General features: G+C 59.6%; 10 protein-coding genes. 7 read left to right on the forward strand and 3 right to left on the reverse strand.

What is annotated here, in order from left to right:
* The first annotated feature begins 171 nt into the window (after positions 1–171).
* Both gyrA and WNE31_RS03775 read left to right on the forward strand, forming a co-directional pair.
* A complete protein-coding gene (gene gyrA / locus WNE31_RS03770; protein ID WP_349978366.1) occupies positions 172–2,910 on the forward strand; it encodes a DNA gyrase subunit A in 2,739 nt (912 codons plus the stop codon).
* A gap of 128 nt (positions 2,911–3,038) precedes the next feature.
* Positions 3,039–4,229, forward strand: coding sequence for a leucine-rich repeat domain-containing protein (locus WNE31_RS03775; RefSeq protein WP_349978367.1), 1,191 nt, complete (start codon positions 3,039–3,041; stop codon positions 4,227–4,229).
* Here WNE31_RS03775 and WNE31_RS03780 read toward each other — a convergent pair.
* Positions 4,226–5,311 (reverse strand): PA0069 family radical SAM protein, encoded by a 1,086-nt coding sequence (locus WNE31_RS03780; RefSeq protein ID WP_349978368.1) that lies wholly within the window; start codon positions 5,309–5,311, stop codon positions 4,226–4,228. The genes WNE31_RS03775 and WNE31_RS03780 overlap by 4 nt on opposite strands.
* 210 nt (positions 5,312–5,521) lie before the next feature.
* Here WNE31_RS03780 and WNE31_RS03785 point away from each other — a divergent pair, with 210 nt between their 5' ends.
* The 5 genes from WNE31_RS03785 to WNE31_RS03805 all read left to right on the forward strand — a co-directional run bounded on the left by WNE31_RS03785 (position 5,522) and on the right by WNE31_RS03805 (position 10,098).
* A complete protein-coding gene (locus tag WNE31_RS03785; RefSeq protein ID WP_349978369.1) occupies positions 5,522–6,220 on the forward strand; it encodes a corrinoid protein in 699 nt (232 codons plus the stop codon).
* A gap of 84 nt (positions 6,221–6,304) precedes the next feature.
* On the forward strand, positions 6,305–6,943 hold the full coding sequence (locus WNE31_RS03790) for a DUF1638 domain-containing protein (RefSeq protein WP_349978370.1): 639 nt from the start codon (positions 6,305–6,307) through the stop codon (positions 6,941–6,943).
* 83 nt (positions 6,944–7,026) lie between these two features.
* A complete protein-coding gene (locus WNE31_RS03795; protein ID WP_349978371.1) occupies positions 7,027–7,905 on the forward strand; it encodes an amidohydrolase family protein in 879 nt (292 codons plus the stop codon).
* A 129-nt stretch (positions 7,906–8,034) separates the two neighbouring features.
* Positions 8,035–9,435, forward strand: coding sequence for a selenium-binding protein SBP56-related protein (locus WNE31_RS03800; RefSeq protein WP_349978372.1), 1,401 nt, complete (start codon positions 8,035–8,037; stop codon positions 9,433–9,435).
* 3 nt (positions 9,436–9,438) lie between these two features.
* Positions 9,439–10,098: a hypothetical protein gene (locus tag WNE31_RS03805; RefSeq protein WP_349978373.1), complete on the forward strand. Its 660-nt coding sequence runs from the start codon at positions 9,439–9,441 to the stop codon at positions 10,096–10,098.
* 55 nt (positions 10,099–10,153) lie between these two features.
* Here WNE31_RS03805 and WNE31_RS03810 read toward each other — a convergent pair whose 3' ends face one another.
* On the reverse strand, positions 10,154–11,038 hold the full coding sequence (locus tag WNE31_RS03810) for a hypothetical protein (RefSeq protein WP_349978374.1): 885 nt from the start codon (positions 11,036–11,038) through the stop codon (positions 10,154–10,156).
* 210 nt (positions 11,039–11,248) lie between these two features.
* Complete coding sequence (locus tag WNE31_RS03815) at positions 11,249–11,872, reverse strand: helix-turn-helix domain-containing protein (RefSeq protein ID WP_349978375.1); 624 nt, start codon at positions 11,870–11,872, stop codon at positions 11,249–11,251.
* Positions 11,873–11,905: the final 33 nt, after the last annotated feature.

Raw genomic sequence — 11,905 nt, forward strand, 5'->3', positions numbered from 1 at the left:
CGTTTTGGGCAGCGTAACGCGCTTTGCACCGCCGCCAGCGGAAACGTCACGTCACACGCGGCGTGCCCGCGCCGGACCGCTTATCTCCCTTTCAGCCATTGCCCCAACATGGTGTGGCTGATATAAACATGACAACAAAATGAAGACCGCCAGACAGAAGCGAGCCACTACGTGAGCGATACCCCGGAAACCCCTGAAAACGAAGAAGAATCCGCGCGCGAATACATGGTGCATAGCGGCCCCTCGATCAGCATCGAGGAAGAGATGCGCAATTCGTATCTCGACTATGCGATGAGCGTCATCGTCAGCCGGGCCATTCCCGACCTGCGCGACGGTCTGAAACCTGTCCACCGGCGCATTCTTTACGCCATGCACGAGACCGGAAACGGCCATGACAAGCCCTATCGCAAGTCGGCCCGCCCGGTTGGTGACGTCATGGGTAAATACCACCCGCATGGCGACAGCGCGATCTATGACGCGCTGGTGCGGATGGCGCAGGATTTCTCGATGTCGCTGCCCTTGCTGGACGGTCAAGGCAACTTTGGTTCGATGGACGGCGATAACCCCGCCGCCATGCGCTATACCGAGGTGCGCATGGACAAACCGGCGGCCTATGTGCTGGCCGATATCGAAAAAGACACGGTCGATTTCCAGGACAACTATGACGGCAAGGACAAAGAACCCACGGTGCTGCCGGCGCGGTTCCCGAACATGCTGGTCAATGGTGCGGGCGGCATCGCGGTCGGCATGGCGACCAACATTCCGCCGCATAACCTTGGGGAAGTGGTCGATGCGACGCTGGCCCTGATCGAAGAACCGGACCTCACCAGCGAACAGTTGATCGACTATGTGCCCGGCCCTGATTTCCCCACTGGCGGTATCATGCTGGGCCGTTCCGGCGCGCGCAAAGCCTATCTTGAGGGGCGCGGCAGCGTCATCATCCGCGCCAAGACCCGCGTCGAGGAAATTCGCAAAGACCGCTATGCCATCGTCATCGACGAGATCCCCTATCAGGTGAACAAGGCGTCGATGATCGAGAAGATCGCCGAACAGGTCCGCGAGAAAAAGATCGAAGGCGTCGCCCATGTGCAGGACGAATCCGACCGCAACGGTGTGCGGGTCGTCGTCGAACTGAAACGCGACGCGACGCCGGACGTGGTGCTGAACCAGTTGTTCCGCTTCACCCCGATGCAGACCTCGTTCGGGTGTAACATGCTGGCTCTGAACGGTGGCCGTCCCGAACAACTGACCCTTCGGAAATTCCTTACATCTTTCATAGACTTCCGGGAAGAAGTTGTGGCGCGCCGCACGGCCTATGACCTGCGCAAGGCTCGTGAACGCAGCCATATTCTTTGTGGTCTGGCCGTGGCCGTGTCCAACGTGGACGAGGTTGTCGCCACGATCCGCGCCTCGGCCGATGCTGCCGAAGCCCGCGAAAAGCTGATGACGCGCCGCTGGCCCGCCGGCGAGATTGTCGAATACCTCAAGCTGATCGACGATCCGCTGCATCCGGTGAACGACGACGGCACCTATAACCTGTCGGAAACGCAAGCCCGCGCCATCCTTGAACTGCGGCTGCAACGCCTGACCCAGATCGGGGTCAAGGAAGTCACGGACGAACTTGAAGAACTGGCAGGTAAGATCAAGGAATACCTGGAAATTCTGGGGTCACGCGAACGCATCATGGGGCTGATCTCGGACGAGCTGCGCGAAGTCCGCGATCAGTTTGCCGTGCCGCGCCGCACCGAGATCGTCGACTGGTCCGGCGACATGGAGGACGAGGACCTGATCGAACGCGAGGACATGGTCGTCACCGTGACCTCGGGCGGCTATATCAAGCGCACGCCGCTGGCCGATTTCCGCGCCCAGAAACGCGGTGGCAAGGGGTTGTCGGGGATGCAGACCAAGGAAGAGGACGTGGTCACCACCCTCTTCGTGGCCAATACCCACACGCAGCTGTTGTTCTTTACCACCGACGGCATGGCCTACAAGCTCAAGACCTGGCGTCTGCCGCTGGGTGGACGTACAGCCAAGGGCAAGGCGATCGTTAATATCCTGCCGATCCCAACCGGTGTGTCCGTCGCCGCCATCATGCCGGTGGACGTGCCCGAGAAGGACTGGAACGATTTACAGGTCGTCTTTGCCACTTCGGCAGGGACAGTGCGGCGCAACCGCCTGTCGGATTTCACCAACGTCAAGGCCAACGGCAAGATCGCGATGAAATTCGAGGATGATCACGCTGACACCAAGCTGATCAATGCGCGTATCTGCTCGGAAGACGATGACGTGATGCTGGTCACCAATTCGGGCCGCGCGATCCGCTTCCCCACCACCGAGGTGCGTGTGTTCAACTCGCGGTCGTCGGTCGGGGTGCGGGGCATCAAGCTGAACGGCGATGACGAGGTCGTGTCGATGTCGATCATCCGCCACTCCACCTACACGCCGGAACAGCGCACGGCCTATCTCAAGATGCGCCGCGCCATGGCGGGGCTGACAGACGAGGATGCCGACACCAGCGATGAAGAGGTCGCCGAGGATCCCAATTTCTCGACCGAGCTTTATTCCGAGATGTCTGCCGCCGAGAACCTGATCCTGACCATCACCTCGGGCGGGGCCGGGAAACTGTCGTCTTCGCATGATTACCCCGTGCGCGGGCGCGGCGGTCAGGGCGTGGCTGCCATGGACAAGGCCATGCGCGGAGGCGCGCTGGTGGCGTCTTTCCCCGTCGAGATGGGCGACCAGATCATGCTGGCCACCTCTAAGGGTCAGTCGATCCGTGTGCCAGTGGAGGGTATTTCCTTCCGCTCGCGCAGCGCCGGTGGCGTCAAGGTGTTCAACACCGGCAAGGGCGAAGAGGTTGTCTCGGTCGCCTGGATCGCCGAACAGGATGACGAAGACGGCGAAGAATAACAGCAGAAAGCCCCGCTTTCACGCGGGGCTTTTTCGCGCGCAGGGGGCCGTTTGACTTTGCTGCTTGTGACCAACCAATCCCCCTATGATGTAGCGTGGTTATCCGCCGGATTTCACACGAGGTTCTTATGTTTAAGGCACTGGTTTCATTTCTATTTATCTGCTTCACCACCACGGCCGCCCTCGCCTCTGACTGCATAGATATTGGCAAGAAATGCATCGACCGGGACGCCACGGACCTGACCCTCAAGCTTGAGGAAGGCCATCCTCCGCTGTCCGTGGTGCACGCGTTTTCCAACCTTGAGACGCTGCGCATCCGGGGATCCTTCAAATCCCGCGGCACCCCGATCGACATTACACCGATTGGCGGGCACCCCACGATCCGATCGCTCACGCTGGGCGAGATGAACGTGCCCGATCTGACCCCGCTGCACGACCTTCCTGCCCTTGAAAGCCTGCGACTGAACCGGTTGCAGAAAACCTCGCTGCGTCCGGTCAGTGATCTTGTGCAATTGACCCGGCTTTCCCTGCGCGGGAACAAATGGCTGATCAACCTGCCCATCGGGAAGCTGGTCAACCTGCAGAGTCTGGAACTGGCCGACACGCCGATCACCTCTGTCGCGCCGCTGCGCAACATGACCAAGATGGAACGGTTGTTCCTGTTTCACACCGATGTGGCGGACCTTTCACCGCTGGCGTCTATGACCGAGATGCGGTTTCTGGACGTGTCTTTTTCCAACGTGGCCGATCTGCGGCCTCTGGCCGGCATGACCAAGCTGGAAACGCTCTATGTCCGCAACCTGCCGATCACCACGCTGGCAGGTCTGGAAAACGCGACCGGCTTGCAGGAGGTCCACGCCGATGGATCGCGGCTGCGGGATCTCTCTGCGCTGGCCGGAAAACCAGCCCTGAGAGAAGTCGAAATTCAGGACACCTCGGTCAACAGCCTCGAGCCGCTGCGCGATGCCACGGCGCTGCGCACGCTGGTGTTCAACAACACGCGCGTGACGGATCTAAGCCCGCTGGCCGATCTGCACAGCTTGCGCAAACTGTTGTTCAAACAGACCGCCGTTCTGGACATTACGCCGCTTGCAGGGCTGACGGGCCTGCATTCCCTGACGCTGCCGCAGCAACCGCTGGATCTGTCGATGCTGCGCCGCTTTGATGACGTGCAGATGCTGCGCGCACCGGACCTGCCCGAGGTGGACATGACCCCCCTTCTGGACATGCAGCGCCTGCAAATCCTTCTGGTGGGCAATTCCAAGCTGCGGATTTTTGGCCGCGCAGAGATCCACGCCTTTGTGGAAGGGCGCGATTAGAACAACGCCAGTTGATCCCCCTTGGACAGGGGCGGACAGAACAGGGTCTTGTCGAGCCCGGGCAGTTTGTCCGCCAGCCCCTGCGCGCGCATGGCGCGTTTGAAGCGCAGGGCGATCATGTCGGCATAATGCCCCTCGCCCCGCATCCGGCGGCCCCAGTCGGCGCGATAATCCTCGCCGCCGTGCATCTCGCGGACCCGCGCCATGACGCGTTTGGCCCGGTCTGGGAAATACGCCTCAAGCCATTCGCGAAACAGCGGCGCAACCTCAAGCGGCAGGCGCAGCATGATCCAACTGGCCGCATGTGCCCCGGCGGCGGCCCCTGCCCCAAGCAGTGCCTCGATCTCGGTGTCGGTCAGACCTGGCAGAACCGGCGCCATCATCACCCGAACCGGAATGCCAGCCTCGGACAGGCGCCGGATCGTGGTCAGGCGGCGCGCAGGTGCGGGCACGCGGGGTTCCATCAGGCGCGACAGGTGCGGGTCCAGCGTGGTGACGGAGATGCCCACATGCACAAGGTTGCGTGCGGCCATGCGCGACAGGATGTCGATGTCACGCTCGATCAAGGACCCTTTGGTCACGATGCCGACCGGGTGATCGAACCGGTCCAGCACTTCCAGGCAGGCGCGCCAGATTTTCTGTTCTTTTTCAACGGGCTGATAGGGATCGGTGTTGGTCCCCACGGCCAGCGTGTCCACCCGGTACCCTTTGCGGCGAAGTGTCTTTTCCAACAGGGCGGCGGCGTTTGGGCGCCCGATCAGGCGGGTCTCGAAATCAAGCCCGGGCGACAGGCCGAGATAGGCATGCGTCGGGCGCGCGAAACAATAGATGCAGCCATGTTCACAGCCGCGATACGGGTTCAGCGACCGGTCAAAGGGCACATCGGGCGAGCTGTTGCGGGTCAGGATGGTTTTTGCGGGTTCAAGGCGCAACTCGGTCCGGAACGCTGCCCGTTCCAGCGGGATATCCCAGCCATCATGTTCCTCAACCCGAGTCGCATCATAGCGGCCACTCGCATTGCTGATCGCGCCGCGTCCCCGCCGCCGATCGGGGTCGATTATGCCTGCGTCCTTGTTTTGCATGGCAAATTGTTAGAACAAAAACGGAACATTTGCAATCTACCTCATGACAACCCTGAAAATTATTCACACCACGGGCGCGCTTTCATCGCTATAAGTCGGTCTCAGCGTCGGCCATGTCGCAATTTTGACAGTCGGGTTGCCGCAAAAAGACGAATGGTGGTCAAAAGTGACCCAAACAGGCGCGCGCGCCCGAAACTATAAGGAACGCCCATGTCGGAAGAAGACGATATCATCCTGTCGGAACTGGACGACGAGGAACTGGTTCAACAGATGTTCGACGACCTTTACGACGGTCTCAAGGAAGAGATCGAAGAAGGTGTGAACATCCTGCTGGAACGCGGCTGGGAACCCTACAAGATCCTGACCGAGGCCCTCGTGGGCGGCATGACCATCGTGGGCGCCGACTTCCGCGACGGGATCCTGTTCGTGCCCGAGGTTCTGCTGGCCGCTAACGCGATGAAGGGCGGCATGGGCATCCTCAAGCCGCTGCTGGCCGAGACCGGCGCACCGCGCATGGGGTCGATGGTGATCGGCACCGTCAAGGGCGACATCCACGACATCGGCAAGAACCTTGTCGGCATGATGATGGAAGGCGCAGGCTTTGAAGTGGTCGATCTGGGCATCAACAACCCGGTCGAGAACTATCTTGAAGCCCTCGAAGAGCACAAGCCCGACATCCTTGGCATGTCGGCCCTGCTGACCACCACCATGCCCTACATGAAGGTCGTGATCGACACGATGGTCGAACAGGGCATCCGCGACGACTTTACCGTTCTGGTGGGTGGTGCGCCCCTGAACGAGGAATTCGGCAAGGCCATTGGCGCCGACGCCTATTGCCGTGACGCGGCTGTGGCGGTCGAAACCGCCAAAGAATTCGTCGCGCGCAAACACAACTCGATGAACGCCTGATCCCTCCCTCGGGTCTGCGCCCATCGCATCCCACGGCCCGCCCTCCTCCCCGGCGGGTCGTTTTTGTTTCAGAAAGGTGGTCCCATGCCCCAGCCCTCGGATGACATGCTGACCCAGGAAGGTTTGGCGCTGGACCGGCGCGCGGGCCGGATCCTGCTGATCGCCTGCGGGGCACTGGCACGCGAAATCCTTGATCTCAAGACCGCCAATCGCTGGGATCACATGGACCTGACCTGTCTGCCCGCGATCTACCACGTGACCCCCGAAAAAATCCCCGCCGCCGTGCGCGAGGCGGTGACCAAACATCGCGACACCTATGACGAGATTTTCGTGGTCTACGCCGATTGCGGCACCGGTGGACTGTTGCAGCAGGAATGCGAAAACCTTGGGGTCGAGATGGTCGCGGGGCCGCATTGCTATAGCTTTTTCGAAGGCAATGACCGCTTTGCCGAAATTGCCGAAGACGAGTTCACAGCCTTTTACCTGACCGACTTCCTTGTCCGGCAGTTTGACGCTTTTGTATGGAAACCCATGGGGTTGGACCGTCATCCTGAGCTGAAAGACATGTATTTCGGGAATTATACCAAGCTGGTCTATCAGGCCCAGACGGACGACCCCGCCCTGACCGAAAAAGCACGCGTCTGTGCAAACCGTCTGGGTCTGGCCTTTGAGCGTCGTTTTACCGGATACGGCGATCTTGCGACCACGCTTGCTGAACTCTGACGAGACCGCTTTGACAGGCAAAGCTTGAAAACAAGCGGGATTGGGCCATGCTTGGGGGACCATCGCAAGACCTGGACCCCGCCATGCCCCCTTTTGCCCGTGCCTTTGCCCTCACCACAGCCCTTGCCCTTTCCGCGCCCGCTCTGGCTGACGCCCCGATCGGGGACGCCATCCAGTCGGTGCCAATTTTCGACGCCCATGTCCATTACAAGGAACCCGCGTGGGAGGCCTTTCCGGTCCCCAGCGTGATCGAGTTGATGGACCGCTCGGGCGTGGCGATGGGGCTGGTGTCGTCCACGCCGGATGAAGGCACGATCATGCTGTGGGAATACGCCCCGAACCGCATCGTGCCCGAGTTGCGCCCCTATCATGGCGACGTGAATTCCGGCAACTGGACCCAGTCCGAAACCATCGTCGGCTATCTGGAAGACAGACTGGCCCGCTATCCCCATCAGGGCATTGGCGAATTCCACATTCATCGGCTGGACCCGTTCGACGAACCGCTGTTCCGTGAGGTGATCCGCATGGCCAAAGAACGGGATATCTATCTGCACGTTCACACCGGCGCGGCGGCTGTGGCGTGGCTGTACGAGCTTGACCCGGAGGTCAAGATGATCTGGGCGCATGCGGGGTTGGGTGAAAGCGCCCGCAATGTCTATCGCGTGATGGAGGCGTTTCCCACGCTGATGGCAGACACCTCGCTGCGCGAATATGAAATCGACACTTCCGGCGACGGGCTGAATCCCGAGTGGCAAAAGATCATCTACGCCTTTCAGGACCGCCTAATGGTGGGCAGCGACACATGGGTGAACGGCCAATGGGAAGACTATGCAGAAATTATCGCCTCGAACCGGCGCTGGCTGGCGAAACTGCCGCGCGACGTGGCCGAAAAGATTGCCTATCGCAACGCCGAACGCGCGTTTGGGCGGGAGGTGACGATGGACCTTATCGGCAAGAAATAGGAAAACATTCGGCCAATCCGCCCGTTTGGTCGGGACTTCCCCACATAGAATTGTTTTGCGCGACTGCATTTTGTGTGACACCGTGTCGCATGCCAAAATATTAGGCATCGACCCTGGGAGGAATTTTTAATGAATCTGAGACCCGATCCGACTTTTCACGCGACCCCGAAACTTGCCATGGAAGCGCCCGCCGAAACGCTGGCCTTTACCTTGATGCTCAGTCCCGACGGATCCCAGCCTGACGGGCTGGCGGTTGTGGATGTAGATCCGAAATCAAAGACTTATGGCCAGATTGTGCATCAGGTCATCATGCCGAACAAGGGTGACGAATTTCACCATTTCGGGTGGAACGCCTGTTCCTCATCTCTGTCACCGCTTTCCGGGCATGCATTTCTGGAACGCCGTTACCTGATCATCCCGGGCATTCGCAGTTCGCGCATTTACGTCATCGACGTCAAAGAGCCGCTTGCGGCGAAAATCCACAAGATCATCGAACCCGAAGAGGTTTTTGCAAAGACCGGATATTCACGCCCCCACACGATCCATTGCGGACCGGAAGGCATCTATGTGTCCACGCTGGGTGGAGGTGGCCCGGACGGGACAGATGGCCCACCGGGTATCTTCATCATGGATTGCGAGACTTTCGAAATCCTGGGCCGCTACGAGATGGACCGCGGCGAACAGGACAAGCACTATGATTTCTGGTGGAACCTGCCGCGCGATTACATGGTGAGTTCCGAATGGGGCCTGCCGCCACAATTCGAGAACGGCATCGTGGCCGAAGATTTGCTATCGAACAAATACGGGCACAAGATCCATTTCTGGAACCTGCGTGAACGGCGCAATGTGCAGACAATCGACCTTGGGGCCAACCACCAGATGGCGCTCGAAATCCGTCCGGCCCATGATCCGGCCAAGGATTACGGCTTCTGCGGCGTGGTGGTCGACACAACCAACCTGCAAGGCGCGATCTTTACGTGGTGGCAGAAAGACGACGGCACGTTTGAGGCCAAAAAGACGATCACCATCGATCCCCGTCCTGAAAAGGCCGAAAACCTCCCGCCCTTGCTGCAGGGCTTCGAGGCCGTACCGCCGCTTGTGACGGATATCGACCTCAGCCTTGATGACAAGTTTCTCTATGTCGCCTGTTGGGGTCAGGGCGAGATGCACCAGTATGACGTCTCGGACCCGATGAACCCCAAGCTGACCGGCAAGGTCGAAATCGGCGGCATTGCGCGCGGGGCGAAACATCCCAATGGCAAAGACTTTGTCTATGGCCCGCAGATGGTAGAGATCAGCCGCGACGGGAAACGCGTCTACTGGACGAATTCGCTCTATTCGACATGGGATGACCAGTTCTATCCGGACGATGAAGGCGGCCAGATGGTCATGGCCCATGTCGGAGAAAACGGTGGTCTGGAACTGGACCAGGATTTCTACGTCGAATTCCCGAAAGGGTACCGCAGCCACCAGATCCGCCTTGAAGGAGGCGACTGTTCGACGGACAGTTTCTGCTATCCCTCTGTCTGACGCGTGACGGACATAACTACGGCGGCGGCCCTTTGGTGGGCCGTGATCGCCTCGGGAATATATCATGGGGTCAATCCCGGCATGGGGTGGCCGCTGGCGGTGTCGGCCGCGTTGATGGAGCGGAAAAGCGGCAGCCTCGCGCGGGCGCTTCTGGCGCTTGCGCTGGGGCATTTTCTGGCCATGGCAGCCATCCTGTTCCCCTTTACCGTGCTGCTGTTTCTGGCCGAGTGGCAGAGTGCCATCCAGACCGGCGCGGCCTGTCTGGTGATCGCGCTTGGGGTTTACCTGTTGATCAACCCGCGGCATCCGCGGTTTCTGGCCCGGGTGCCGCCGTCGCGTCTGGCGCTGTGGTCGTTCCTGTCGGCGATTGCCCACGGGGCAGGTTTGATGCTGGTGCCGATCTATCTAGGGATCTGTCGCACCATCGAGACAGACGCGGGCCACGCGGCGGCCTCGGATCTCATGACGGGAAACGCTATGATCGCGCTATCCGTGGCCGTGGCCCACACACTTGCCATGACCGCATCAGGGGGTGTTCTGGCGGTTGCCGTCTACAAATGGTTGGGTTTGCGGTTCCTGTCGAAAAGCTGGTTCAACCTTGATGTGGTCTGGGCGCTGAGCCTGATCCTTGTCGGGATCATCTCGCTCTGGTCCCTGCACTGAGGCGCTCCGTGCCTGCCGATGTCAGACAGGCAGGCGAGCTTGGTGCACTGACAGGTTATGCGATTTCGATCGCCGGGTCTTCGTCTGCGATTTCGTCCTCTGGGGTGGCATATTCGTCCTCAGGCACATCAAGGCTCAGGGCTGCCATCATTTCCAGCCCCTCATCGCCGGCCCCTTCAAGCTCGAAGGCACCACTGGCAACGGCTTCGTCAAAGTCCGCAAGAAGTTCGTCAGAACTTGCATAGCCGCCTTCGGGCGCATCCAGCCGAAAGATTTCGCTGGGGTATTCTTCGCCCGTATCGCTCTGAACCATTTCAAAGAACACCACGGACTCGAGCTCTTGCACCTCGCCGCCATTGTCCTCGAAGGCCCCGACATAGTTGGCAAAAGTCGGTTCTTCATCCTCGGGTAGGTTTTCGTCCGAAATATAGACCCCGTTCGAAATGACGCCGTTGTCGTACAGGTCATATCCGAATCCGACCTTATCGAAGGTGGGTTCTTCCGGTTCCTCGGGTTCTTCTGGGTCGTCCATCACGTGCTTGATTGACCCTTCTTCGGTGGTGGTCGAGGTCGCGCGGATCCCGAAAACATCGATTTCGTCCAGACTGCTGATATCCAAATCAATGGTCAGGGTGTCGCCTTCGGTCAGATAGGTTTCCTTGTCTTCGCCTTCGCGCCCAAGACCGGGACGGCTCAACTCAATGGCGCTGTCCCACTGCACGTCTTCCCCATCCAGATCCGCCCCGTTCATGTTGAGCGGGCCACTCAACTTCTCGCTGTCGCCGGAAAAATCGTCATCGCCATAGTAAATGGCGTTCACGTCCATGGCACCGTCGTTCACGGCAATATCCGCGTGGAACCCGTCTTCATCCTGATAGACGGTGACGGTATAGGACAACCCGTCATGCTCAACGGAAAAAATCTTTGAAGTTTCCGGCATTGACTGTTCCTCGCGCAAATTATGCTGATGGGTGTGGCCACCACACCGCGCAGGTGTCGCCTTCTTTGGATCGTGGCAGCCAGACGCCGCAGTTATAGTGCAATTTTGCCAAAATTTTTACACATTTTGCTCGAGAGCAGGGAAACACACCGTTTCCGGAATGTTTCAAAAGCACCGTTGGAAAGATTAAAGCCCTTTAAAAGCAGGACCTTAAACCAACGACGTCACCCAGAGGATATTCGCATCCTCTTCGGAGACCGAGATCACGTTATGCCCCATCGAGGCGTCGTAATAGGCGCTGTCGCCGCGGCGCATTTCGACGGGTTCATAGAATTCGGTGTAAAGCTGGATCACACCGGTCAGCACATAGAGAAACTCTTCGCCGTCATGGCGCACCCAGCCATCGAATTCATCGATCGAACGGGCCCGCACGCGGGCGCGGTAGGGCAGCATGGATTTCTTGGTGAGGGATTCCGCCAGCAATTCATGCTCGTAGGTCACGGTGGCCTGATGCACGCCCTCGCCCGATTTCACCACCGACATGCGGCCGTTGACCTGGCTTTTCTGAGGCGGCGTGAACAGTTGCGGCACCGAGATTTCCAGCCCCACCGCCAGCTTTTTCAGCGCGTCATAGGTGGGTGACATCTGGCCGTTCTCGATCTTGGACAGGGTCGAGCGCGCCAAACCGGCCTGCGTCGCCGCCTGTTCCAGCGTCCAGTTGCGTGCCTTGCGAAGTTCGCGCACACGCAACCCCAGATCAAGCGGTTCGACGTGGTCATGATGGCCGCTTTCGCGCGCCACCTTGATCAGCGATTTGGGATCTTTATCTGTCATGTGGTCCTTCTAGCGCGGGGCCTGTCCCACTTG

It is taken from the genome of Shimia fortis (assembly GCF_040225985.1).
Classification (GTDB): domain Bacteria; phylum Pseudomonadota; class Alphaproteobacteria; order Rhodobacterales; family Rhodobacteraceae; genus Shimia.

Excerpts from the sequence above, each read along its gene's own strand:
- WNE31_RS03780 (WP_349978368.1), bottom strand. The coding sequence starts at position 5,311 with ATGCAAAACAAGGACGCAGGCATAATCGACCCCGATCGGCGGCGGGGA.
- WNE31_RS03815 (WP_349978375.1), bottom strand. The coding sequence starts at position 11,872 with ATGACAGATAAAGATCCCAAATCGCTGATCAAGGTGGCGCGCGAAAGC.
- WNE31_RS03810 (WP_349978374.1), bottom strand. The coding sequence starts at position 11,038 with ATGCCGGAAACTTCAAAGATTTTTTCCGTTGAGCATGACGGGTTGTCC.
- WNE31_RS03785 (WP_349978369.1), top strand. The coding sequence starts at position 5,522 with ATGTCGGAAGAAGACGATATCATCCTGTCGGAACTGGACGACGAGGAA.
- WNE31_RS03795 (WP_349978371.1), top strand. The coding sequence starts at position 7,027 with ATGCCCCCTTTTGCCCGTGCCTTTGCCCTCACCACAGCCCTTGCCCTT.
- WNE31_RS03800 (WP_349978372.1), top strand. The coding sequence starts at position 8,035 with ATGAATCTGAGACCCGATCCGACTTTTCACGCGACCCCGAAACTTGCC.
- WNE31_RS03775 (WP_349978367.1), top strand. The coding sequence starts at position 3,039 with ATGTTTAAGGCACTGGTTTCATTTCTATTTATCTGCTTCACCACCACG.
- WNE31_RS03790 (WP_349978370.1), top strand. The coding sequence starts at position 6,305 with ATGCCCCAGCCCTCGGATGACATGCTGACCCAGGAAGGTTTGGCGCTG.